General features: G+C 39.2%; 16 protein-coding genes. 8 read left to right on the top strand and 8 right to left on the bottom strand.

The window, feature by feature from the left end:
* Both BM141_RS15660 and BM141_RS15655 read right to left on the bottom strand, forming a co-directional pair.
* On the bottom strand, positions 1 to 779 hold a 779-nt coding region (locus BM141_RS15660; protein ID WP_143090948.1), incomplete at its 3' end, for a tetratricopeptide repeat protein.
* A gap of 989 nt (positions 780 to 1,768) precedes the next feature.
* On the bottom strand, positions 1,769 to 3,826 hold the full coding sequence (locus tag BM141_RS15655) for a kojibiose hydrolase (RefSeq protein ID WP_091548348.1): 2,058 nt from the start codon (positions 3,824 to 3,826) through the stop codon (positions 1,769 to 1,771).
* A 244-nt stretch (positions 3,827 to 4,070) separates the two neighbouring features.
* On the opposite strand from BM141_RS15655, the gene BM141_RS15650 reads away from it, so the two are divergent.
* Positions 4,071 to 6,359 (top strand): heavy metal translocating P-type ATPase, encoded by a 2,289-nt coding sequence (locus BM141_RS15650; RefSeq protein ID WP_091548344.1) that lies wholly within the window; start codon positions 4,071 to 4,073, stop codon positions 6,357 to 6,359.
* A gap of 113 nt (positions 6,360 to 6,472) precedes the next feature.
* Here BM141_RS15650 and hutU read toward each other — a convergent pair whose 3' ends face one another.
* The 5 genes from hutU to BM141_RS15625 all read right to left on the bottom strand — a co-directional run bounded on the left by hutU (position 6,473) and on the right by BM141_RS15625 (position 14,007).
* The gene (gene hutU / locus BM141_RS15645; RefSeq protein ID WP_091548342.1) at positions 6,473 to 8,167 is read right to left on the bottom strand and encodes a urocanate hydratase; all 1,695 of its coding nucleotides are present in this window, start codon (positions 8,165 to 8,167) and stop codon (positions 6,473 to 6,475) included.
* Positions 8,168 to 9,098: 931 nt separating this feature from the next.
* A complete protein-coding gene (atpG, locus tag BM141_RS15640; protein ID WP_091548340.1) occupies positions 9,099 to 9,989 on the bottom strand; it encodes an ATP synthase F1 subunit gamma in 891 nt (296 codons plus the stop codon).
* 180 nt (positions 9,990 to 10,169) lie between these two features.
* A complete protein-coding gene (locus BM141_RS15635) occupies positions 10,170 to 10,406 on the bottom strand; it encodes an acyl carrier protein (RefSeq protein WP_091548338.1) in 237 nt (78 codons plus the stop codon).
* A gap of 99 nt (positions 10,407 to 10,505) precedes the next feature.
* Positions 10,506 to 11,330, bottom strand: coding sequence for a DUF4249 domain-containing protein (locus BM141_RS15630; protein ID WP_091548337.1), 825 nt, complete (start codon positions 11,328 to 11,330; stop codon positions 10,506 to 10,508).
* Positions 11,331 to 11,586: 256 nt separating this feature from the next.
* Positions 11,587 to 14,007 (bottom strand): TonB-dependent receptor, encoded by a 2,421-nt coding sequence (locus tag BM141_RS15625; protein WP_091548335.1) that lies wholly within the window; start codon positions 14,005 to 14,007, stop codon positions 11,587 to 11,589.
* Between the two features lie 401 nt (positions 14,008 to 14,408).
* On the opposite strand from BM141_RS15625, the gene BM141_RS15615 reads away from it, so the two are divergent.
* The 7 genes from BM141_RS15615 to BM141_RS15585 all read left to right on the top strand — a co-directional run bounded on the left by BM141_RS15615 (position 14,409) and on the right by BM141_RS15585 (position 26,120).
* Positions 14,409 to 17,837, top strand: a complete 3,429-nt coding sequence (locus BM141_RS15615; RefSeq protein ID WP_091548330.1) for a DUF7133 domain-containing protein — start codon at positions 14,409 to 14,411, stop codon at positions 17,835 to 17,837.
* A 194-nt stretch (positions 17,838 to 18,031) separates the two neighbouring features.
* Complete coding sequence (locus BM141_RS15610) at positions 18,032 to 18,709, top strand: hypothetical protein (protein ID WP_143090947.1); 678 nt, start codon at positions 18,032 to 18,034, stop codon at positions 18,707 to 18,709.
* Positions 18,706 to 19,206, top strand: coding sequence for a SixA phosphatase family protein (locus BM141_RS15605; RefSeq protein WP_091548326.1), 501 nt, complete (start codon positions 18,706 to 18,708; stop codon positions 19,204 to 19,206). Before BM141_RS15610 ends, BM141_RS15605 begins: the two co-directional genes overlap by 4 nt.
* Positions 19,203 to 19,868 carry an HAD family hydrolase gene (locus BM141_RS15600; RefSeq protein WP_091548324.1) on the top strand — a complete coding sequence of 222 codons (666 nt, stop codon included), beginning with the start codon at positions 19,203 to 19,205 and terminating at the stop codon, positions 19,866 to 19,868. Before BM141_RS15605 ends, BM141_RS15600 begins: the two co-directional genes overlap by 4 nt.
* Before the next feature lie 62 nt (positions 19,869 to 19,930).
* A complete protein-coding gene (locus tag BM141_RS15595; RefSeq protein WP_091548322.1) occupies positions 19,931 to 20,626 on the top strand; it encodes a hypothetical protein in 696 nt (231 codons plus the stop codon).
* 109 nt (positions 20,627 to 20,735) lie between these two features.
* Positions 20,736 to 22,217: a tetratricopeptide repeat protein gene (locus BM141_RS15590; protein ID WP_091548320.1), complete on the top strand. Its 1,482-nt coding sequence runs from the start codon at positions 20,736 to 20,738 to the stop codon at positions 22,215 to 22,217.
* Between the two features lie 75 nt (positions 22,218 to 22,292).
* Positions 22,293 to 26,120, top strand: a complete 3,828-nt coding sequence (locus BM141_RS15585; RefSeq protein WP_091548318.1) for a DUF7149 domain-containing protein — start codon at positions 22,293 to 22,295, stop codon at positions 26,118 to 26,120.
* Between the two features lie 161 nt (positions 26,121 to 26,281).
* On the opposite strand, the gene BM141_RS15580 is transcribed toward BM141_RS15585, so the two are convergent.
* On the bottom strand, positions 26,282 to 26,533 hold the full coding sequence (locus BM141_RS15580) for a hypothetical protein (protein WP_091548316.1): 252 nt from the start codon (positions 26,531 to 26,533) through the stop codon (positions 26,282 to 26,284).
* Positions 26,534 to 26,755: the final 222 nt, after the last annotated feature.

Genomic DNA, 26,755 nt, shown 5'->3' with positions numbered 1-26,755 from the left:
GGATTTTCGGAAACGTAATGGAAGTATTTTTCCATACCCTCTGGAAGCAACCACCTTTCTCTTTGTAGAATATCTCGCAACTCTTCTAACTGCTCGGCAGTGGGAGCATCACCATACACATCGGTTATTACTTTGGTTCTCAGCGAAGTACAAGCATCCTCAAAGCGGATATGAGTCAAGCCCATGTGTTCCAACTTATCGTAGTAAGCAGCACCCTCTGCTATGCTGGAGAACTTGTGAGTAGCGATGTACTTTTGGATTTCATCATTGGGGTCAATGGTGGATTTGCCGTCCCGCTTGGCAATGGCTCTTTCCAACAAGTGCTTGGTTTCATCATCACTGGGGTTAAGAGCGATAGCTTTATTGAAATCCTCAATCGCTTGTGGGTACATAAAAAGATTGTAGTGCGAATAACCTCTGTGCATATACATAAAATAATTGGCTGTCGCTCCGCTCAACTGAATAGCTTTGTCGTAATCTGGCAGTGCTTCCTTATACATTCCATCGTTTTCTTTGGCTAAGGCTCTGAAATAAAAGGCTTCAGGTTTATTATAGTCAAGTTGGATAGCCTTGTCAAAGTCCTTAATAGCACTGGTATAGTCGCCGATGTAGAAGTAGCCCATTGCCCTCTGATAGTGCAGTTCTGCACTGGGTGTTTGGTGAATCAAGTTATCAAAATACATCACTGCTTTCATATTGGTTTCATACCCTTGATTTTGGGAGAAAGCAGAGAAAGAAAATAAAAATAAAGAAACAAGGAAAATGATTTGTCTATTCATAAATTTAAAAGTTTATCAATAAATAAATATTTTTTTTATTAATTATTTCGCATAATTGATATAAAGTATATAATTATGGATAGTAAGATTCTTTCATATTTAAAATATGGCTACGGAATTTCAAGGGAATTTTGACGGTTTTACCTAAGTAGAAAGTTAGCAAGTGATATGCAAGCCTGCGATTTTAGGCATAGATGCCTCCTTTTCATAGTACCTCAAATCTCTTATAAGACTTGTATCGTATAAGTATTTGATTAGTACGTGAATAGGTTAATTATTCCCAGCAAATTCCTGCTAATTCCGTAGTCCAAATTACTTTTGTGAACTTTTTTAAAATTTTCTCTTTCTTGATTTGTGCTAATTTTATCCAAGTTCTGAGATTATGAACGCAAGAAGTTTTTTCAAGGTGGGAGGATAAGTCAGGAATATCTAAGATGAAAAGGTATAGGGAAGAAAGATTGAAAAAATAATATTATTGATTATCAACACTTTATATTTTTTTATTTTATTAAAAAAGTGCTATTTTAGATGAGCAGTAACCTATCAAAGACACCTATTAATATATTGATTATCAAGTTATTTCTTACAAATTTCTTAAAAATTCCTTACAAATTCCTACTAATTCCTGCTTTTTTGTATCTGTATTTACATTTGTCTTAAAAGTTGTCATTTATCTATGCTTACAAAGGAATAGTTGCTAACATAAACTCAATGTAAGTAATTCAACTTAATTACGTGTTTTATGAATTAACAGTACTGTTAGCAGTTTCACTATGGGGACATGCGCTTTGTAGAAAGTAAAATACCTGAGCGCGTCTTTTAAGTCCCATAGGAACATAACTAATTGATTATCAAATTTATGCTATGTTCCTAATGAAACTTTGATAAATCTATGGTATGGACGGTTATTGGCTGCAAGGCTATCGTGCCTACGATACTAAATAAAAGCACATTTTAAGAGGCTGAGTCACTTAAAGGTGAGAACAAATTTACTTTACCACATAAGTTTTCTTCTCCAGTCCTACGCCCTTGATAGTCAAAGATTTCCACTTGGAAGGGAGTTTAGTTTTTAACTGTACTATGCCGTTAGGGGTAATGTCCAGCCCTGCTATTCCATTCAGGATTACTTGCAGAGTTCCGCCTGCGCCTGTGGCAAAGTAGGGATTTGTTCCGCCCGCCGTTTCTGCTAATACTCCAAAGGGTGGTACTTCGTTGGGCTTATAAGAGCGTACAAAAAGTTCGTAAGCCTTTTCTGCGTTGCCTAAGCGGGCATGAAGCACACCCAGTATCGCATGGGACATGGCGGGTCCATCAGGTGCCATTTTTGCCTCGTAGTAAGCCAAATCTTTCTTTATCGTAGCCTCATCAGTAATGACTTTCAAAGGATAAGAAAGTAAGTTGGCATCGCCTTGCTTTATCATTTCGCCCTTATAGGTAGCGTGTTCTTTGGTAGTACCATCAGGAAATTTGAGAACGACCAAGCCGTTTGCTACTTCATTCCACTTAGGATTGGGGCTAATGCCTAAGTCTGTTGCTGCTTGGCTGGCATATTTTAGCACTTCTATCGCAATGCCATTAGTAAAAGAGTTGTCATCTACGTTTTCCGCCCACTCGTCTGCCGCCACTACATTGATGATGTGATACTTGCCATCGCTACCTTTTTCTGCTCTGCTCGCCCAGAAGTCTGCTATCTCTTTAAGCATAGGGTAGCCTCTCTCTCTAAGCCAAGTCTTGTCTTTACTTACTTGGTAATACTTCCAAAAGGCATAACCTACGCAACCTGTGATGTGATGTTGAAAAGGTCCCGTCAAAGCCCAAACGGGCGTAGCTTCCTGCCCCTCATCGTCAGATTCCCAAGGAAACATTGCGCCTTGATAGCCGCGATTTTTGGCGTTGAGCTTGGCTTGCCCCAGTCTTTCAAAGCGGTATTCCAAAGTCGACTTTGCCATCTCAGGCTGCAAAAGCAAAAGCGGAGGATACATCCACAGCTCAGTATCCCAAAAAACGTGTCCATTGTACCCCAAACCCGACAAGCCCATAGGCGACATACTGTACGCCGTTCCCTCTCTCACAAAAGAATACAAGTGATACAGCATTGAGCGTACTGCCCTTTGTGATTCCAAATCGCCCTCTATCTCTATATCACTCTGCCAAAGTTTTTCCCAAGCCTCTCTATGTCTTTTAAGCAATCTTTCCTTTTTCTCCAAAGCAGCAAAAATGGTCATGCGCTCTGCTTCGTTATGCGGGTCAGCTACGTGTTCGGTGGCGATAGACGAGCCTACAATCGCAAAGCTATATTTTTCTCCTGCTTTTAGTTTCTTAGAAAACTTCAAGCGGTGCATATTAAAGTCCCACTCCTCATGAATCAGTTGAGGTTCTTCTCCTCTGTGTTCTTCAAAAATAAAACTATTGGAAGCGGCGACTATATGCTTTCCCGTAGGGCTTTTAGCTACCGAAGTCAGCAAAGGAATAAGGGCATGAGGGCGGTCAATCCGATGGTAAAAGTTTTTCACGTCCCTGAGCATATCTGGGGCAGACATGACGCTATGAGCCGTAAACTCTATGTCTTTTTTGGCGGTAATCTCTACATCTATTAGAGCGGTATGTGGCAAATGCCTCAAAGCCAATACTGTATGTTTGATGCTTGCTTTGTCTTGATAGTCAAAGGTAGTAGTCAGGGCAGCATTTTTCATGTCTAAGGTCTGAGCATAGTTGCTGATGTCAGCCCTACCAAGCCGCCTGCCTTCTATATCTAAGTCCATATTGGCAAAGTCAAAGGTTTTAAGAATATTGGAAACTCTGCCTCTACCGTAAGTATCAAATGCCCCGTTCAGGACTACATCTTTGACTTGCAAGGGATTAGGCGAACTAACTATGCCTATCATGCCGTTGGCTACTGTGATGCCGTAGTAATTACTGGGGTTAATATTTTTGGCTTGGATATGCCAAGCAGAGTTGCTCAGGTCTTGGGCATGAAGGACAATTAACCTAAGAAAATAACTCTGAATAATAATTACAAAAGTAGTAATGCGTCTTAACTTCTTCATATTTACATTGATTTTGGATTGCATACATAGATAATATAACTTTACCTCATACAAGGTTAAAATATAAAATTGGCAAATTTGATTGAATTTCAAAAGGATTTTTTAAAATAATGAATGAGATTACTTTCAATTCATTACTAAAATCATATACAATCCTACCAAAATTTTGCAAAGAAGACTGTATAATAAGTGCTTATTTTTGCAGTATGATTTGTTAGATGTGAGAGGTCAAAATCTTTAAAAGATGATAAAAAAACAAACTTTTCCTGTTTTAGAAATGTCCTGTGCCGCTTGTGCAGTGAGCGTAGAAAGCATTTTGAAAGCACAAAAGGGGGTAAAAAATGCCTCTGTAAACTTTGCTAATGCCAATGCAATCGTAGAGTACGAAGATACAGAAACCGATGTAAATGTTTTTAAAAGTGCCTTGCAATCAGTAGGTTATGATTTAATTATTGCACAAGAAGACAAAGCCAAAGCTATTCAAGAGGAAAAACAAATACTGCACTATGAAATGCTCAGGAAAAACACCATTTTTTCTGCCTTGCTTTCTTTACCCGTGATGGTAATAGGCATGTTTTTCATGGATTGGGAAATAGGCAAGTGGCTCTCTATGATTTTGACGGCAATAGTTTTGTTTGTTTTTGGAAAAAGATTTTTTATAGGAGCATGGAAGCAAGCAAGGCATTTCAAGGCAAATATGGATACTTTGGTGGCTCTAAGTACAGGAATTGCCTTTATCTTCAGCTTACTTAATACCATTTACCCTGAATTTTGGCATAGCAAAGGTGTGCATCCTCATGTATATTTTGAAGCAGCGGCAGTGGTGATTACCTTTATTCTGTTAGGGAAGTATTTGGAAGAAAAAGCCAAGTCCAACACTTCCTCTGCGATAAAAAAACTCATAGGTTTACAAGTAAAAACTGCCCGAGTGGAGCGAGATGGCAAAGAGGGAGAAATCCCTATTGGCGAAGTAAGTAAGGGAGATATTATTTTAGTAAGAGCAGGGGAAAAAATCCCTGTAGATGGGAAAATAATTGAGGGCAGTTCTTTAGTGGACGAGAGTCTAATGACAGGTGAACCTATGCCTGTTCCAAAAAGTGTAGGTGAGCAGGTACTTGCTGGGACTATTAACCAGCAAGGGAGTTTTCGCTTTGTTGCGGAAAAAGTTGGGAGTAGTACACTTCTTTCTCAAATCATTCGCTATGTGCAGGAGGCACAAGGAAGCAAAGCCCCGGTACAGCAGTTAGCTGATAAAATTGCAGGAGTTTTTGTGCCTATTGTTTTAGGAATAGCAGGGTTGAGCTTATTTGCCTGGGTAATTTTGGCTGAAGAAAATGGTTTTACACAAGGCTTATTGGCTATGGTTACGGTTTTGGTCATTGCTTGCCCATGTGCTTTGGGTTTGGCTACCCCAACGGCTATCATGGTAGGCATGGGCAAGGGAGCAGAGCAGGGAATACTTATCAAAGATGCGGAAAGTTTGGAACTTGCTCATAAAGTCAATGCAGTAGTATTGGACAAGACAGGCACGATTACCGAAGGGAAACCACAAGTAAGTGAAATAGTGTGGAATTTAGTTTCTGACAGTGGAAAAATCTATTATCAAACCATTTTGTACGAAATGGAAAAAAGGTCAGAACACCCCTTAGCTACTGCTATAGTAAATTATTTGGAAAATGAAGAAAAAATCAAAGATTTGACTTTGCAACATTGGGAAAGCATCACAGGCAGGGGCATAAAAGCAAAAATCGGAAACGATGAGTATTTTATTGGTAATGAGCAATTTACAACCAAAAATGAACAATTAGCAATGTATAATTACGAATTACCAATTACTAATGAGCAACCAACAACTATTAACCAACAACCATCAACTACTTCAAACTACTTCAAACCACTTCAAACCCTAAACCCAAATCCTCAAACTACCATTTTATTTACTAAAGACCAATCTTTAATCGCTACTATTTTCATTACTGATAAAGTAAAATCCACTTCTAAAAATGCCATCCAACAACTTCAAAAACAAGGAATAGAGGTTTATATGCTCACAGGAGATAATGCTACCGCAGCAGAAGCTGTAGCCAAAGAAGTAGGAATCCAACATTTTCAAGCGAGAATGTTGCCACAAGACAAAGGACTATTTATCAAAGATTTACAAAACAAAGGAAAAATAGTAGCCATGATAGGTGATGGCATCAATGACGCTCATGCCTTGGCACAAGCTGAGGTAAGCATTGCGATGGGCAAAGGGGCTGACATTGCCTTAGAGGTCGCTAAAATAACGCTAATTTCTTCTGATTTGCAGCAAGTTCCTAAAACCTTCCAACTTTCTAAGCAGACTGTTAAAACTATTCACCAAAATCTCTTTTGGGCGTTTATTTATAATCTCATTGGGATTCCTGTGGCGGCGGGAGTGCTGTACCCTCTTTGGGGCTTTATGCTCAACCCTATGCTCGCCGGGGCAGCAATGGCTCTAAGCTCTGTATCGGTAGTAAGTAATAGCTTGAGATTGAAAGGACTTAAACTGTAAAGATTGATAGATTATAACACTGTCTAAAAAGCCTTATTTGAATGACAGTTTTATTTCCCCTCCCAGACGGAGAGGGGTAAAAAAACACTTATGAAATAACTCTATTTAGTTTATTACCAAACACTTAAACCAAACTTATCTGCCCATTCCTCAGCTTTATTATAGCCTGCATCAGCGTGCCTAAAAATGCCCATAGCAGGGTCATTGTATAAGACCCTGCGTAAACAAGCCTCTGCTCTATCAGTACCGTCAGCCAGTACCACCATGCCTGCATGTTGCGAATAACCTATGCCTACTCCGCCTCCATGATGAAAAGAAATCCAAGTTGCGCCTCCTGTGGCATTAGACATGAGATTCAACAATGCCCAATCTGAAACCGCATCAGAGCCATCTTTCATGGCTTCGGTTTCTCTATTGGGAGAGGCTACAGAGCCACAGTCCAGATGGTCGCGTCCAATAACAATAGGGGCTTTCACCTTCCCTGTTTTGACTAACTCATTAAAAATCAGCCCAGCTTTTTCTCTCTCTCCCATACCCAGCCAGCAAATACGAGCAGGCAGACCTTGAAAAGCTATTTTATGACGGGCTTGTTCTAACCATTTAATCAAGCCTTTGTTTTCAGGGAAAGCCTCTATAAGGGCTTGGTCGGTAGTGTAAATATCCTCTGGCTCGCCTGAAAGTGCTACCCAGCGAAAGGGTCCCTTGCCCTCACAAAATAACTCACGAATATAAGCAGGAGTAAAACCGGGAAAATTGAACGCATTTTTTTCTCCACCTTGCAGAGCAAATTCTCTCAGATTGTTGCCATAGTCAAAAGTAACTGCTCCTCTTTTTTGCAGTTCGAGCATCGCGCCTACATGCCTTGCCATGCTTTTAATAGCTAATGCTTGATAAGTTTTTGGGTCTTTTTTACGCAAATCAAGTGCCTCTTCCAAACTTATTCCATGAGGTACGTAGCCGTTCAGTGGGTCATGAGCAGAGGTTTGGTCGGTCAGAATATCGGGGGTAATTCCCTCTTCAGTCAGTCGCCAAAGCACATCTCCAATATTGCCTACTAAACCGACAGATAAGTTTTTGCCCTTACTTTTAGCTTCTAATACCCAGTTTTTAGCCTCTTCATAACTATACGTCATACGGTCAATATAGCCCGTATCTATGCGTTTTTGGATACGAGTAGGGTCAATATCTACTCCTAAAAAAGTAGCTCCTGCCATAGTAGCCGCTAAGGGTTGCGCTCCACCCATACCTCCTAAACCACCTGTAACCAACAACTTATGCTTCAAATCTCCCTTGAAGTGTTGCCTACTACATTCCATAAAAGTTTCGTAAGTTCCCTGCAAAATTCCCTGCGTTCCTATGTAAATCCAACTACCTGCCGTCATCTGACCGTACATCATCAAACCTTTTGCCTTTAATTCGTTAAAGTGTTCCCACGTAGCCCATTTAGGCACTAAGTTACTATTGGCTATGAGTACTCTTGGGGCTTGGGGGTGTGTTCTGACGATGCCCACAGGTTTCCCTGACTGTACCAGCAAGGAGTGGTTCTCGTCCAATTCCAACAAAACTTCAATGATTTTTTGCAAAGACTCTTGATTGCGCGCCGCTTGACCTATTCCCCCGTAAACTACTAACTCGTTAGGATTCTCGGCTACTTCTGCGTCTAAGTTGTTCAGTAACATTCTCAAAGGGGCTTCTGTCTGCCAAGATTTGGCGTGCAGTTGCGTGCCTCTTGGGGCTTTGTAGTGAGGGTGTTGAGCATATTCTTTCAGAAAACTCAACAGTTTTGTGTTTTGTGTCAAATTTTTCATAATAATCGCTTAGTCTATTTTGTGTACGTTGTTTTCTACAAAGTTGGTAAATATTTCATAATGATTAAGGTTTTAGCCGATGAACTTCGTTACTAAGAAAAATAATTACCTATAAGATTGATATTTATACTCAAAATAAAATGATTTTTCAATCCCTTTCGCTTTGCTAAGAAAGGGACTTTGGTTCTCTGACGCTTTTTGTGGAGTTAGCCAATAAGCAATACTGTGTGTAAATTAAGCCCGTAGGGCTGTCATCTTGGTAGAAAAGAGCAAGCCCAAACAACATACAGTAACGCCGTAAGCGTGAAATATGCCACCGCTACGCGGTTTTATTCATTATTTTCTACAAAAAATAGCACACCAATCGGTGTTTGGTGCTGGTAAATTATCTCTCTGGGATAATATTTTTATAGTCAAAGAAGCCTATTGTCTATGAAAACCCAAGAGGGGTGGTATTTTTCCATAGTAAACGAGGCAAGTAAATTTATATGTTTTGCTTATAGGCAAGGTGTATGGTTAGATAAACTTTAAATGTATTCTTCTATGAGAATACCAAAAATTTATTTAGAATAAGTCTAAATAAATACAAAATTATTTGGAATGATTCTAAACAAGCTATATCTTTGCCCTGATTCTAAGTTTCAGCCATAAAAAATAGTACTTACAGAATCGTGTCAAAAAACAAAATGCCAGACATTCCATCTTCTATGAGGGTGGAATGTTTTAAAATCTATTGGCAAAAGCACATTCTAAATCATTATTTCAAAATAGCCAATCTGTTTTACAGCGAACTAACGAGCAGAAATGTATGTAATTACCGCAATATGAGGAGTATTATCTAAAACAGGAATAAGGCAGATGTGGTATCTAAAAAAATAAACCTATTAGAGTTAATACTATGATGCAATCTAATAGGTTTAGAAGGGCTCATCTACCCGTTTGCTAATGCCTCTGCGCCTCCTACGATTTCCAAAATTTCTTTTGTAATTGCCGCTTGGCGAGTTCTATTATAAGTCAATCTCAATTCTTTGAGTAGTTCACCTGCGTTTTCTGTAGCCTTGTCCATAGCAGTCATTCTTGCACCATGCTCAGAAGCATTGGATTCTAACAGTGAACGATAAAGTTGTATTTTCAAGGTCTTGGGCAGGAGTTCTGAAATGATTTCCTCTTTTGAAGGCTCGTAGAGGTAATCAGCTTTGGTTGTACCTTTGATTTTAGTATCTTCTTGTGGCATTTGCAGAGGGAGAAATTGCTCTTGGCGAATAATTTGCGTTGCCACATTTTTAAACTCATTATATACTATCACTACTTCGTCAAATTCTTGTTTAGCAAAACCTTCCATAGCAAACTCGGCGGCAGTTTTAGCATTTTCAAAAGAAAGTTTACCAAAGAGTTCGGTATAGGTTTCTATCAATTTTTGATTACGTCTTTTGAAGTAATCCCTTCCCTTTTTCCCAATAGCTAAGATAGTTACTTTGCCTTTGCGATTTTGTTCTGCATATTTCTCTGCTATCAGCGCATTTACCGCTTTGACGACGTTGGAGTTAAAGCCTCCACAAAGCCCTCTGTCTGAGGTAACTGCTATAATAAGGACTTGATTGACAGGTCTTTTTTGTGCATAGACTCCCAGATTGCCTACCTCTGCATTGTTTAATACATTAGAAAGTATTTGGCTAAGTCGTCGGGAATATGGACGCATTTGAATACTTTTATCTTGTGCTTTGCGCAATTTTGCCGCAGACACCATTTTCATCGCTTTGGTAATCTGCTGGGTCGACCTAACAGAGTTTATTCTGTTTCTTACTTCCTTTAAACTTGGCATTTTTGAAAAGTGTATTTATGAAAATATCTTCTTTATGAAGAAGTTACATTTATTTCAGAAAATCAATCGCAATAATAGTTAATAATTTGTAAATAGTCTAAGGTTCGCACAAATTTTTCCTGCATAAAAAAATTTGAGATGAGTAAATGTTTTAAGATTTTTAAAACCTTAGAATACTTACTACCCTTTCTCTCTTTCAATGTACTTGACCACATCTCTTACTTTTTTTAGCTTAGGAATCTCGCTATCTGCAATCTCTATGCGAAAAGCATTTTCTGTATAGGCAAGCAAGGCGATAAATTCGCTTTCTGTAAAGTGTAAATCTTTTTGGAAAGAAGTGCTAAAATCTATTTTTTCGGGTCTAATAAAAAAGTTTTTGACCACGATTTTTTGGAGTTTTTTGAGGTTTTTTTTCATTGGTAGTGTGTTTTTTGAAGTTTACCACTAAGGCACAAAGACACAAGATTTTATTAAAAATTCTTGGTATCCTTGCGTCTTAGCGGTGATAAATAATTATTACTTCACTATGATAGTTGCCGAACTTACCGACATTCCTCCAAAGTAGCCTACAGCCCTGCTTCCTTTGGGGTTTTTGTTGAAAATATTGGTGCGGACATTAGCAGGAGGGCGCGCATTCATGCCACCGTTATTGATTTGTGCTTCTAACTCTACATAAAACTGAAAGTGGTCTTCTGTAATAGCCAAGATTTCTACCTTGATTTTGTCATTTTTCTTGTATGGTTTGTCGTTCAAACGTAGGTTGTCTATGCGGTTTCCGTCCACCAATTTGTCATAAGCAACAGTCAAATCCTCTGGCTGATTTGCCAAAGTATCGTTTTTATATACTTTAAAACGGTAGTAATCGCCTACGCCTGCGGGTTCAGGGACAAAAAGATAGGCATAATACCCTTCTTCCATAGAAGGCGTTGGCTTTTCAAACCTCGTTACCAAAGAGTCTATGTCTGTGATGCGATTGATTTTGGTAACAGCCTCGTATTCTTCTCCGTTGTGCTTGATAGTCAGGGTATAAGAATTGCCAATTTTGCCTCGCATATTGATAACGTACTTGCCATTGCCTACAGGCTTCAGTGTTTCGCTTTTCCCTTCGCTGTCAGCAATGGTTACAAGCGCATCTACCACTGTGGGTGCAGGTTTGTTCTCAAAGTAAGGTGCAGTAAGCGTTAAACGAATCGTATCAGGACGATTCAGGGTGGTAATTTGTCCATCTACCACCAAAAGTGTTTTGCCTTGCTTCAAGTCTATGTCTATGACATCTTCGCAAGAGGCTAAAAGAGAAATAGTTAAGATTGCTAAAATGAGATTTAAAAAAGAAGTTTTCATATAAATTTAGTTATGAGTTATAAATTATGAGTTTATTTGTGTTTAGTCTTTTACGTGATAACACGTAAAAGGGGGATTTTCAATGTTTCACGCATTATCTCTCGGTACGAAGTACGTCAAACACCATACATCTCTAATACCATAGGTATGACCGCTTTGTAGCAAGATTTTATACATTTAAAAATACGTATTATTGATTTAGTCATTTGTTCACGTGTTATCACGTGAAAAGCGAAAACATGAAATTTAAATACCTCTAAAACTTAAAATTATAAGTTACCGAAGGCAAAACGCTACCAAACAAGGATAGGCGTACAGCTTGGGTGTTAATCGTAGGCGTTGGGCTGTCTTTTTGCACCTCTTGACGGAAATAGACGCTGAAAGGGTTGCGGCGGGCATAGGCATTGTAAAGCGTAAATACCCATTCTCCTCTCCCTTTTTTACCATTTTTTGTCTTGGGGTGCAAGGTCGCCGACAAATCTAAGCGGTGATAGGCTGGCACTCTGTAATTGTTTCTTGACCCTTCGGAATTGTGCGGGACTATTAGACCCTCATATTCGTAACGACTGTCAGGAAAAGTAGTAGCCACACCAGAGATGTAAGAAAAGTTGGCTGAAAAAGTCCAGCGTGGGTTTAGCTCGTACATCAAAACTGCAGAAAGATTGTGCCTTCTGTCGTATTTAGCAGGATACCAATTACTTACGCCTGTGATATAGTCTGTATTGATGCCTTCTATTTGGCGTTCAGTTTTTGCTAAGGTGTAGCTTATCCAACCTGTCAGTTTGCCTGTGTTCTTTTTGGCGTACAATTCCAAGCCATAAGAACGACCTTGACCGTAAAGCAAATCGCCTTCTAAGTGATTGTTTAGCAGGAGGTCTGCCCCGTCTATGTAGTCAATTTGGTTGGTCATGGTTTTGTAATACGCCTCTGCGGAAAACTCATAGTTGTTGTCTTTCAGGTTTTTAAAGTAACCCAAAGCTACTTGGTCGGCAAGTTCAGGCTTGATATTATTGGTAGTTGGTTGCCAAATATCCAAAGGCGAGGCGGCTGTGGTATTGGAAATCAAGTGGATATACTGAGCCATGCGGTTGTAACTCAATTTGATAGAACTCGTTTCGTCAATCGTATAGCGCAAGGAAAATCTTGGCTCAAAATTGTTGTAAGAAGATACTACTTCCCCGCTTCCATAATTGCGCTCATTCGTAGGCTTTTTGCGCTGACCGTCAATGCCTTCGTAGTCGTAAATAGTGCGACCTCCCATATAGTTAAACATAGACCAACGCACCCCATACTGCAATGCCAATCTTTTCCCTATATTCTGCTCATCATCTACATAAAGTCCATATTCTAAGGCATTTTGCCCTGCAATTTCATAAGGGCTAAAAATACTTCCCTCAGTTACAGGACTTACCTTCCCAGGGCGGAAATCATGCTTGATAGCACTTGCCCCAAAATTGATGGTATTATTCGTATTTAAAAAGTAGGAAAAATCAGCTTTGGCACTGTAATTCACTATGTTGGATTTCCAATCAAAAGACTGTGCTCCCGAAGGCACGCCCAAGTTGTAGTCGTAATCGCTGTAAATCAAGGTAAAATTGCTAAACAATTTGGGGCTAAAAACGTGATTCCAACGCACTGTGCCTGTTACATTTCCCCAATTCATGCCAAAATCTTCCCCAAATTTGAACACATCTCTGCCAAAATAACCAGAAATATACAAGCGGTCTTTTTGTCCAAAATCATAGTTCCACTTGGCACTCAAATCGTAAAAGTACAATTTGTTTTTGTTGAGAGCTTCGTCAGAAGAAAGTTTTAAAAACATATCCGCATACGTCCTTCTCCCTGCAATGATGAAAGAACTTTTGTCTTTGACAATCGGAGCTTCCAAAGTCAATCGGCTTGATACTGTGCCTATTCCTCCTGCACCTGTAAATTTTTTACTATTCCCTTCCCTCAGCCTTACGTCTAACAGCGAAGCCAAGCGACCCCCATATTGGGCAGGAATCCCGCCTTTGACGAGCTTCACATCTTTGACTGCATCAGGATTAAAAACAGAGAAAAATCCAAAAAGGTGAGAAGAATTATACACAGGTGCTTCGTCTTGCAAAATTAAGTTGTGGTCGACTCCGCCCCCTCTTACGTTAAAACCGCTTGCCCCTTCGCCAACGGTGCTTACACCAGGGAGTAGCTGAATACTGCGAACTATGTCGACCTCTCCCAAGAGAGCAGGCATAGATTTTATCGTTTTTATTTCCAACTTATTGGTACTCATTTCTATACTTTGCAATTTTTCTTCTGCGGTATTTCCCATAACTACGACCTCTTGCAGTTGCTTTTGGTCTTCTGCAATCTGAATATCGTCAATGATGCGGTTAGAAGAAAAATTAACGGTAATTACCTTGTTGATATAGCCTATATAGCTGATAATCAAGGTATAATTCCCTTTGGGCAGAGTCAGCGAGAAAAAACCATAACTATTGGTGGTCGTTCCTACCGTAGGCATTTCCTTGACTGTAATTGTAGCTCCGATAAGCCCCTCCCCATTGCTGAGGTCTTTGATATTGCCGCTAACTGTGAATTTTTCAACTGCTTTATTGGCATTTTGAGCAAAAGCTGGCGAAGCAAAAGTTAGCGCAAACAGAATAAAAAATAGCGTAATAAAAAAAAGTGGTTTCATAAAAGAAAATGGTGTTAAAGCACTGAAAACCAGTGCAAAGTTTAAGTTTTTAAAAATTAATTTTTTGTGATTTCGTAGCTAAGACAATCGAGGGGAAACCTACCCCTATTAGAGGAGGGAAATTTTTTTGAAAAACTTTTTATGTTTCTCAAAGTCTCAATTTTGATAAATAAGCATATCAACAAAAATAGCTGCTCTATCCCCAACTCTTCTCCAAACCTTAACTTCCCTCACCATTTTTTGCTAAAACCCATTTATATTGAGTATAATTGCATTTTCATAGGACTTTCGTTTAGTGTTTTATATGGTAACACACAAATCATTGAAAATCAACTCACTATATATGATGTAAAAAGCGAAAACCTTAATTTCAATCCAATAACTTATAAACCAATTCGAAAATGAAATTGTATTCTTGGTTTACTGTATTCTTCGCTGGCAGTGTTTTGCTCTTTTCTTGCAACCATCAAGGAAGTGAAAGCACGCAGACCGAAGGAGAAAAAGTAACTTACCCCAAAAAGGTGGTAGAATTAAAAGCGGAAGATGCCGCCGAGCTTGCCAGCAAAATCAAGCAGGAAGTAAATGTTACGCTTGCCGATAGCTTGGAGCTATCTCTCTGGGCTTCTGATACTTTGGTGCAAGACCCTATTGCGATTAGCATAGACGACAAGGGGAGAATCTATTATACGCGTGCCTCCCGACAAAAAAACTCTGAGTTTGACATCAGAGGACACCGCAATTGGATTACTCCTTCTATCTCCTTCCAAACGGTGGAAGACCGCCGCAAGTTTTTGCGAGAAACCTTCTCCGCAGACAGCGAGGAGAGCAAGAAGCACTTGAAAGACCTGAACAATGATGGCGTGAAAGATTGGAAAGATTTGGCAGTAGAGAAAGAGCAAGTTTGGGTAGTAGAGGACAAATCGGGGGACGGAATTGCGGACAGGGCGCAACTCTATTTGGAGGATTTCAATGAGGAAATTACTGATGTTGCCAATGGTATCAAGGTTCACGAAGACAACGTTTTTGTAGCGGTGGGTCCTGACGTTTGGCGCACCAAAGACCTTGATAAAGACGGAATTGCAGATAGGAAAACTTCTATCAGTCATGGCTATGCGGTGCATATTGGGTTTAGCGGGCATGGAATGTCAGGTGCAACCATAGGACCCGATGGCAGACTTTGGTGGGGAATTGGGGACATAGGCATGAACGTAGTGGACAAGGAAGGGAAAAATTGGAAATACCCTAACCAAGGTGTGATAGTGCGTTCGGAACTTGACGGAAGCAATTTTGAGGTCTTTGCCGCAGGTTTGAGAAATACGCATGAATTTGTTTTTGACCAGTACGGAAACCTCATCACAGAGGACAATGATGGCGACCACCCTGGCGAAATGGAACGCTTGGTTTTTTTGATTGATGGCTCAGATAGCGGGTGGCGAACCAATTGGCAGTTTGGCAAATATACCGATACTGACAACAATAGCTATAAAGTTTGGATGGACGAGAAGTTGCACGTCCCTCGTTGGGAAGGGCAAGCGGCATACATTCTGCCCCCGATTGCCAACTATGTAAATGGTCCTACGGGCATGAAATTTAACCCCGGCACCGCTTTGGGAAAAAAATGGCAAAACCACTTTTTCATTGCTGAGTTCAGAGGCTCGCAGACCAATTCGCCTATCCACGCTTTTACTTTGAAACCCAAAGGAGCATCTTTTGAACTGGACAAAACCCAAGAAGTGGTCAAAGGTTTGTTGCCTACGGGCATGGATTTTGGCATAGACGGAGCTTTGTACTTTTCCGATTGGGTAGAAGGTTGGGGAATTAAAAACAAAGGCAGAATTTGGAAATTGGACGTACCTAACGAGGCAAACTCTGCGATTCGCCAAGAAACCAAAAAGTTGCTTTCTGCGGATTTTAGCAAAAATACGGAAGCCGAACTAAGCCAATGGTTGCAACATGAAGACATGAGAGTACGGCAAAAAGCACAGTTTGAATTGGTGAAAAGAGGCGAAAAAGGTTTTGATGTGCTATTGGCATCAGCCAAGCAAGAAAAACATCAGTTAGCAAGGGTACATGGGCTTTGGGGGATAGGGCAGTTAGCTCGCCAAAAAGCAGATTACGCCAAATCTTTGACTGCTTTTTTGCAAGATAAAGATGCTGAGATAGTCGCACAAGCCGCAAAGCTAATAGGAGATGTGCGTTACAAAGGAGCAAGCAAAGAGTTGATTGCTTTGCTCAAACACGCTTCCCCAAGAGTGCAACTCTATGCCACAGAAGCCTTGGGCAGAACCCAAGATGAAAATGGGATTCAGCCTATTGCGGATTTGTTGGTGAGCAATGATGACAAAGATATGTGGTTGCGTCATGCAGGTGCGGTTGCTTTGGGCAGAATTGGGAAGGAGCAGGCTTTGGTGGCTTTTAAAAATCACAATTCCCAAGCCCTTCGCTTGGCAGTAGTAGTAGCTTTGCGAAGAATGAAAAGCCCACAAGTGGCTCAATTCCTGCAAGATAAAAGTGAGTTAGTAGTAACCGAAGCCGCAAGAGCTATCAACGATGAGTTTTCTATTGAGGAGGCTTTGCCTGCTTTAGCTAATGTCTTGAAAGAAACACGCTTTACCAGCGAGGCTTTGCTCAGAAGGGCAATCAATGCTAACCTAAGAGTAGGTAAGCCAGAGAATATCAAACTCTTAGCTGACTTTGCCAACAACAAAACACAAACGATTGCTATGCGAGCAGAAGCATTAGAGGCACTAAGCACGTGGGCAAAACCTTCGGTTACAGACAGGGTAGATGGGCATTACAGAGGCGAAATAAGTCGCGATGGCACAGAGGCAAAGCAAGCAGTTTTGGCAATTTTGCCCAATTTATTAGCAGAAAAAGAAGAAGCTATGCAGTTGGCAGCGGCAAAAGCGGCAGGTAGGCTAAAAATCACCCAAGTAGAAAAAGAAATGCTCGCTTTGGTCAAAACCAATGCTTCCGCAGAGGTCAGAAAATCGGCTTTGAATACTTTGTATGCTATCGGTTCTAACCTGCTCAACGAAGGTTTAGAAATGGGTTTGGCAGACAAAGACAACAAAGTGCGTTCTGAGGCATTGGAAATCCTGCCTAAGTCAGATTTGAAAGAAGAAACCTCCGTAAAACTTTTGGAAAAAGTCTTGTCAGTTGGGACAGACATGGAAAAGCAAACAGCCCTTGCCTCTTTGGGTAGCTTCAAAGGAAAAGAAGCAGTGCAGGCATTAGAAAAAGCATTGAATGACTTGATAGCAAAGAAACTAAGCCCAGCTATCCAATTGGACGTAATTGAGGCAGTAGAAAAGCAAAACGAAGAAAATTTGATAGCAAAATTGAAAACTTACCAAGAGGCAAAACCCAAAGATGACCCCTTGGCACCCTACCAAGAGGCTTTAGTAGGTGGAAATTTTTGGAAAGGACGAGATATTTTCTACAACCATGAATCTGCCCAATGCGTTAGATGCCATGCTGTTTTTGAAGTTGGGGGCAACGTAGGACCTGGTTTGGCAAGCGTAGGGAAAAGACTTTCGCCCAAAGAACTGTTGGAATCCATAGTAGAACCAAGTGCCAAACTCGCCAAAGGCTACGAAATGCTTATTCTTACTATGAAAAATGAGGAAACGGTGTCAGGCATAGTCTTGGAAGAAACTGCTAAAGAAATCAAACTCAAAATAGGCAATAGTGACATTCGCACCGTAGAAAAAAGCCAAATCGCTAACCGCAGAACTGCCCCTTCGGGTATGCCTCCTATGGGCGGTATGCTTACCAAAAGGGAAATTAGGGACTTGGTCGCTTTTCTGAGTGGGTTAAAAGAGGAGTAGGTTAATATTTGTTTTGAAAGATGAGGCTGTCCAAAAGGATAGCCTCTTTTCTTTTAAAATTTCCGCCTCCTCATTTTTTATTCCTCATTTTGTCTTACAATCAAAATATTATCTGTTAATTTTACTTTCAAAATGTGAAAGAGAGGTTCTACAGCATATTGCTATTTTATTTTTAACTCTAAAATAGACTGAAAATGAACAATTTAATACTTAAAAAGTGTGCCTTACTCTTATTGCTATCGAGTTGTTTATTTGTGGCTTGCGAAAATAAGAAAAAAACAAGCTCCCAAACACAAGACAGCACACAAATAGCAGATGAGGACCCTTGGGCGAATGTCGAATTGGAAGATGAAAACGACCCTTTTCGCGGACTTACTTTGGACAAAAAATTAGATGCTATCTTGGATAGTATTGATATTCAATGGTATGCGTGGAATAAAAATGATGACGAACGCAATGCAAATATTGGGGTATTTATTCAAGAGTTAGCCAAACTACCTAAGCACAACAAAGCAGCCTTGGATTCTGTCAAAATGTTACACCAAAGAGCTTTGGAATTGAAACTGACGCAAGCTAACCTAAGTGACTCTAAACGCATAGACGATTACGATGCCAATACAGAACTGCTTATGGCAAAATTGACTTCTTTGATGCAAAATACACCACAAATAGAAAAATGTAAACCTTGCCGTAACCTTTTCTCACAAATAAAAAATGCAGATGAAAATGAGTTTATCTTGAGAAAAACTTATGATGACAATGTATTCATTCTTAACGAAGTACTCACCAAAGAAAAAAATAATATTGAAAAATTAGGAGATAAATATAAGAGTATCAAGCCATTTCCTCATTTTACTATCATTGTCCAATGAAAACCTTGTATTTAGTGCGTCATGCCAAGTCAAGTTGGGAAGAGGTGGAGTTGGCAGACTTTGACCGACCGCTCAACAACAGGGGGAAGAAAAATGCTCCTCTTATGGGAAAAATCCTCAAAAAGAGTGGGCAAACCCCTGATTTGATTTTGTCAAGTCCTGCCCAAAGAGCCAAAGCTACTGCGGAAATCTTGGCAGGAGAACTCAATTATCCACTAAAAAAAATTGTTTTTGAATACGAGATATACGAAGCAAGCCCTGAAAAGTTATTACAAATAATTAGAAATCAAGAAAATCACATAGAAAAACTAATGCTGGTAGGGCATAATCCTGCACTCACTTTGCTGGCAAACCAACTTACCCAAACACTCCACATAGAAAATATCCCTACCACAGGAATCTTTGCAGTGCGTTGGGATATAAGCACTTGGGCAGACATACAACCTAATAAGGCACAATTTTTATTTTTTGATTATCCTAAAAAACATACTGAATGAAACCTCAATTTGCTGTTATTTTTGACATGGACGGAGTATTGGTAGATAGCAACCCTTATCACAAAACTTCCATTGAACTTTTCTTAAAAAAACACCACTTTTCTTTTACCGATGAGGAACTCAAACAAAAAGTGTGGGGAAGAATGAACAAGGAGTGGCTCAAAGTCGTTTTCGGTGATGCCCTTTCCGAAGCAGAAATTTATCAACTTGGTTTAGACAAGGAATTGCTTTACAGGCAGATGTATGAAAAAGACATCAAAGAGGTAAAAGGACTGAGCGATTTTTTGACTCTACTAAGCAATCACCAAGTCCCTTGTGCAGTAGCTACCTCTGCCCCAAGAGTGAATGTGGATTTTGTCTTTGAACACTTGCAAATCGGGCATTTTTTTAGCACTATCTTGGACGATAGTCATGTCAAAGAGGGCAAACCACATCCTGAAATTTATCTTAAAACGGCTCAAGTTATAGGCTTCCTCCCTTCGCAATGTATTGTTTTTGAGGATTCTTTGGCAGGAACTACCTCTGCAAAAAATGCAGGTACAAAGGTCATAGGCATTACTACTACGCATACGAAGGAGGAACTTCAACCGACTACGCATTTAGTCATTGACGATTTTACCCAACTTTCTATGGAAGATTTAGTTAAATTGATAAGTTTGTGAACCATGCCAATGAAATTTTGACATAAAAATCTTAAATTTGTAAAAAATGTAATTGCCTTCTTATGAAACATCTTTATTTTGTAGTCATTGCCTTGTTTTTTTACGCTTGTGCCTCAGATTCTCAAAACGCAGAAAATCAGATAGGAGGCGACTCTACGGCTACTTTCCAATCTATCTCCACAGAGATAAGAAACATTGCTTTCCAGAGTTTTATCCAAAACTTTCATGAAGTTTCCTTACCCTACCAAGTTGCAAGTATTCCTTCCGTCCAAAAACTTTCTAAAGAAAACCACCAATTTTTGCGTAATCAAATCAACGGCAAGCAGATTATTAATGTGCCAAACGAGTTTGAAGGACTTTGGAAACGTACACACCACGACAAGTTTAACATAGGAGCGCATAAACCTATGGGCGGTGCCTCCCTAATAGCTCAAAATGAGAATTTTATCTTAGTAGAAATCAGCGATTTAGAGGAGTTTAACTATAGAGATTCTCTTTATACTTACCGCAAAACTACTTTCCTTTGCTCTTTCAATCCGCAAGGAGAGTACATCAACGGAATTGCGGCTTGCTACGCCGACGGCGACCCCATGGGGGCAGTAGAACGAAAAACTACTATAGATAAATCTTTGAAAATCAATATTCAAGAGCTTGGCTATGAGAAAATGAAACTTCCAAACGGTTACAAATTAGATGCCCAATACCAAGTCCAAGAGGATGGCAAGTTTGTTTATTTGGACTCCAGAGTGGTCAAATAAAATGTAGTGAATAAATACCTGTTACTTTTGATAATTTTTGTCATCAATGACTAATTTTTAAGCACAAAATTTGACAAGTAAACAATTAAAATACTTATTGTAGAATATCATGCCACATCGTTTAATTTTCATTCTATTTGTATGTTTGTTTATCCCTTGTGTAATTTTTGCCCAAGAGGGCGAGGGTGGTGGGAAGCGGAGCATCAAGCCTATCTTTGACCAAGCCACAAGGTATTATAGCCAAGGGAAATTTGAGCAAGCCATAGCGATTTACAATGAAATCTTAAAAATAAAAAAAGATAACTTTGCGGTCTATGATGCGCGTGCTGCCGCCTACACACGTTTAGGAAAATACAAAGAAGCCTTAGCCGATTACAAAAAAGCACTCCAACATAGTACTGACCATGCCTATACAGAAAAGTACTATTTTAACTGCGCTAATATCTACTATTTGGCAGGAAATTATCAACGTGCCGTCAAAGGTTTTAGCCGAGCTATTAAAGAAAATGCCAAATTCACAACCGCCTATTTAAACTTAGGCATGTCTTATGATGGCTTGCGAAAATATCCCTTAGCCCAAAAAGCCTACGAAAAAGTAATCGCCCTTGACCCAAAAAATGTGGCAGCTCACTTGCGTTTAGGTCGTATCCACCACACTTCCAACGAGTTAGAGCCTGCACTGAAATACTATGCCAAAGTAATCCAACTTAACCCTAAGGAAAAAGAGGTATATCTCTACAAAGCAGACATCTACATACAACAAAACAACTTAGAAGCCACTCTCCCAGAGTATGATGCCTACTTAAAAATTGCACCTAATGAAGTAAAAGTTTGGATGATGAGAGCCTCTGCCAAAACGGGCTTGAGTAGATATGAGGAAGCCATCGCCGACTACAGCCAAGTCATCAAATTAGATGCAAAAAACCGTCCTGCTTTCCTCAATCGTGCTAAACTATACAAGCAACTTGGTAAATTGGAAGAAGCGATTAAGGATTACAGCAGTGCTATCAAACTCTACGCAGGCGATGTAGTGCCTTATATGGAAAGGGGGATTTTGTATCGCATGACCAGCAAACCTAACGAAGCGGTGGCAGATTTTACCAAAGCCATCAACTTAGAAAATGCTATGGCTTCTGCTTACTACCAGCGTGCTATGGCAGAAAAAACAATTGGCAACTTGCAAAATGCCCTCCAAGACTTTGACAGAGCCATTAGCTTAGACGGCAAAGTTGCTGATTTTTACAATAACAGAGGTTTTGTCAAAATTCAACTAAACAAATTTGCAGAAGCAGTTAAAGACTTTGACAAGGCAATAGAGTTAGACAAAAACTTTGCGTATGCTTACAACAATCGAGGTTTGGCTAAGTTGCGGCTGCAAAAATACACTGAAGCCTTAGCTGATTGTAAAAAATCCTTAGAGTTAGAAGGGAAAAATGCGGCGGCTTACAACAACTTAGGCTTGATTTACCAAGAAATGAAAAACAATTCCGAAGCAGAAAAAGCATTTAACAAGGCAATAGAATTAGCCCCCAATCATGCCGAGTACGCTCAGAATTTAGCCAATCTTAAACAGTCTTTGAAGGATAAGTAAGCAATATAAGTTTGCGTTATTGGGGCATAATTGTATATTTGTAGGATAAAAATTGCTAAATTTTGCTTCAGTTAAATGAAATTCTCTACGCTTACACCCAAAAAAGCCCTCAAAGCCCTCTTAAAGCAAGCCCCTTTAAGAACTGAGATAGACATTTTCAAGGCAGAACTGACGGCTCTACTAAACCGCATAGACGACCAAGAATCAGAGGAGTTTCATAAAAACCTATTTAGCGATTTCCTCAAAAAAGTTTTTTATCAAGACGACTACTTCATCAATACGAAGGGAAGACAAGACCTCGTAATTCACCATGGAGAAAGTAACAAAACTTCCGTTGGGGTAATTATAGAAGCTAAAAAACCAAGCAATAAAGCGGATTGGTTCACTGCCGAGAAACCCAACAGCAAGGCACTGCAAGAATTGGTATTATATTATCTCAGAGAGCGAATAGAAGCTAATAACATTAGCCTCAAATACTTAGTAGCTACTAATGTTTATGAGTGGTACATCATAGAAGCAAGCTATCTCGAGAAACTTTTTTACCAAAACAAAGAACTTGTAAAGCAATACGAAGAATGGAGAGATGGTAAAAAAGTAAGTAAAAATACCGACTTGTTTTACAACGAAATAGCCAAACCTTTCATAGACAGTATAGACGTGGAAATTCCTTGTGCTTATTTTGACCTCAGAAATTACGAGAAAATCCTGCGAGATAGTAGCACTGAAAACGATAGAGAACTCATAGCTTTGTTCAGGATTCTTTCGCCAACTTACCTGCTCAAAGCCACAGAAGGCAAAGACAGCAATGCCCTAAACCCCCAATTTTACAAAGAACTTCTACACATTTTAGGCGTAGAGGAAGAGAAAGAAGGCGGAAAAAACATCATCAGAAGGAAAAAAGACAAGCGAAATGCAGGTTCTTTCTTAGAGCAAGTCATAGAAATTCTGAACATCAAAGGCTTACACAAAGTTAGTAACATAAGTCTTTACGGAGAAAATAAGCAAGACCAACTTTTTAATATTGCCTTAGAACTTTGCATTACTTGGGTAAATAGAGTGCTGTTTCTCAAACTTTTAGAAGGGCAATTAGTCAGTTACCACAAAGGAGATAAAGCTTATTGCTTTCTCCATAGTGAAATGATTAGCAACTTTGATGAACTTTTCAAACTGTTTCACAGAGTTTTAGCCGTAAATATCCAAGACCGTACCGAAAGCTTCAAAACTAAATACAGCAAAGTCCCTTACCTAAATAGCTCTCTCTTTGAAATCAGCGAGTTGGAAGACCAAACCATTCAAATAGATTCCCTGAGCAATACAGAATACTTGGAACTGTTTGGAGCGACTATTCTCAAAGAGGAGCAAAAGAAAACAGACAAACTTCCTGTTTTAGTCTATTTATTTAAGTTTTTAGATGCGTATGACTTTGGTACTGAGGGAAAAACAGAAATCAGAGAAGACAATCGACCTATCATCAATGCTTCTGTCTTGGGCAAAGTCTTTGAGAAAATCAATGGCTACAAAGACGGGGCTATTTTTACTCCTGCCTTTATTACGATGTATATGTGCAGGGAGTCCATTCGCTTGGCGGTACTGCAAAAGTTCAACGAGCAGAAAAATTGGCAATGTCAAACTTATGATGAACTATACAACCAAATTGAGGATAGAAAAGAAGCAAATCAAATCATCAATAGCTTGAAAATCTGCGACCCTGCCGTAGGCTCAGGACACTTTTTGGTATCAGCTCTCAACGAAATCATCGCTATCAAAAGTGAACTCCGAATTTTAGAGGACGCACAAGGCAAAAGACTAAAAGAAACTTTTGTGCAAGTAGTTGATGATGAACTTGTGATTACAGATGAGGACGGGGACATTGTTACTTATCATTTCAACAATAAAGAAAGCCAACGCATACAAAAAACACTTTTCCACGAGAAACAAAAGCTGATAGAAAACTGCTTGTTTGGGGTGGACATTAATCCTAACTCCGTCAAGATATGTCGCTTACGTCTTTGGATAGAGCTGCTCAAAAACGCTTACTATACAGAAGAAAGTGGCTTTACCAATTTGGAAACGCTACCTAACATAGATATCAATATCAAATGTGGGAACAGTTTAATAAGTAGGTATGAGCTTGCTACCGATTTGAGCCGAGTGCTTAAAAATGCCAAATACGATATAGTGCAGTATAGAGGCTTCGTAAATAGCTACAAAAATGAAAAACAAAGAGATAGCAAAAAGAATTTAGAAAAAATCATTGCAGAAATCAAAAGTGGTTTTCGGGCAGAAATTGCCAAATACAGCAACCCACGCATACTACGCTTGCAAAGAGTAAATGCAGAACTTGTGCTAAGGGCAAGCGATGACCTATTCAACAAAGGCATAGACAAAAAAGAAGGCAATGGCGAAGGGAACGGATTAGAAAGAGAAAAGATAAAAAAATTGGAAGAGGAAAGAGACCGCCTTACGCAGTCTTTGGAGGAGAGCCAAAATAACAAAGTTTACAGAAATGCTTTTGAGTGGCGTTTTGAGTTTCCTGAAGTTTTAAATGACAATGGTGATTTTCAAGGCTTTGATGTCATCATTTCCAATCCACCTTATATTCAACACAGAGAGCTTGCGCATATTAGCCCATATTTGAAAGAAAACTACCAAGTTTACTCAGGGACTTCTGATATTAGTTCTTATTTTTTTGAAAAACTCATGGCTATTTCTACTCCCAAAGGCATCGTAAGCATAATTAACACCAATAAATTTTTTAATGCAGAATATGGAAAAAAGCTGAGGGAGTTTATTGCTAAGCACAATCTGCACGTAATCATTAACTTAGAGCAGGTCAGAGTATTTACAGAATCCTTAGTATCAAGTGCTATTCTTATTATAAATAAAGGAGTAAGTAAGGAGTATTTTCGCTACTTTAAGTTTTTCAAAGAAAAAGTAGAAGACATAGAAAACTTAGGAGAATCGGTAAAAAATGCAGTCTTACTCCCTCAAAATACATTATTAGCAGAGGCTTGGCTTTTTAATAGTGCCGACTCCGATGCTTTGATTCACAAAATAAAGTCAAAAGGGAAGCCAATTAGCGAAATACCTGATATTGTGATTTATAGGGGAATCACCACAGGTTTTGATGAGGCTTTTATTATTGGTAACGAAAGTAAAGAAGAACTAATCAATCAGGAACCTCAGGTTGCTTCTGTCATTAAACCGTTATTGAGAGGCAAAGATATTAATAGGTATGCTTTGCAATCAAGTGGTCAAAATTTGTTATTTATTCCATGGCATTTCCCCTTGGAAAAAGACAAAAGTATTAGGGGAAGTTCATCACACGCAGAAGAAGCCTTCCAAAACCAATACCCTGCTCTTTTTAAATTTATTACAAAATTTCGCACTGAGTTAGAAAATAGGAATAAAGCAGAAACAAGCATAAGATACGAGTGGTATGCTTTGCAAAGGTGTGCTAATACATATTATAACAAGTTTAGCAAAGAAAAAATAGTCTGGGGGTTGATTTCAGGAAATTGGTCTTTTGCTTTAGATAGACAAAAACACTTCTTAACAAGTGCTTCTTTCTTCTTGACTTCTTCTAAAAAAATTCCTATTAAATTCATTTTAGCCTTGTTGAATAGCCGACTTTTTCAGTATTATTTTATCAAAGTAGGTGAATACACCGCAGGAGGGGCTTATGTACTGAAAAAGACCTCAGTAGAAAAGTTTATTATCCCTTCTACTGAGGAGAAAAAGCAAAAAGCCTTAGTAAAATTGGTAGATGCGGTTTTAGCCAAAAAAGAAAAGGGGGAGGATACGCAAACAGAAGAAAACAAAATAGATGAGTTGGTATATGAAATCTTTGAACTTAGCCCAAGTGAGAGAGCGATAGTAAAGCAAACTTTGGCAGAGAATTGACGGCATTTGATTATATTTGTTTGCTAACTTATAAGTATATCAACTTTTTTGTACATTCTTTATAAAAATTTAAGGTATTAACTATGAATAAGTTGTGTGTTTTTAAAGAACGTTTAGAATTGTTGATATACTTACTTACTTAAATAAAAATCATTCATTGCTTATCCCAAATCCAAGCCTAACTTATTCACTAAGTCATTGACTTGCGGGTATTTTTGTTTGAAAAAGTATAGCTTTTCGCTGTCTGTATAAGGGCGGCGAATCAGGATTTGCAGATTTTCCAGTTGAAAATGTTGCTGTAAGTGTGCCAATAATTCGTTTTTTACTTGGTTTGCCCAGTTTTCATGCTCAGGGATATTGGTAAAGAGGGTAATGGTTTCTTTTTTTATTTCCAAAGGCATAGCGGACAGCATCTCTCTGACTTCGCTTTGCTCTATTTTCTGAGCAAACTCCTTTATCTGTTTTTTTACTTCTTCTGCATGAAGGCTAATTGCTTGCTTTTTTTGCTCAACGCTTGGGCTATCGTTGTTTTTATTGACAATTATTTTACTAACTTCTTGCTTTGCAGAGGTTTCTATTTTAGCTATAGGAGTGCTGTAAATGCTTGCTGTTGTTTTTAAAGTTTTAGAAGTTGG

It is taken from the genome of Thermoflexibacter ruber (assembly GCF_900113045.1).
Lineage (GTDB): Bacteria > Bacteroidota > Bacteroidia > Cytophagales > Thermoflexibacteraceae > Thermoflexibacter > Thermoflexibacter ruber.
This window is presented reverse-complemented; position numbering and strand designations above follow the sequence as displayed.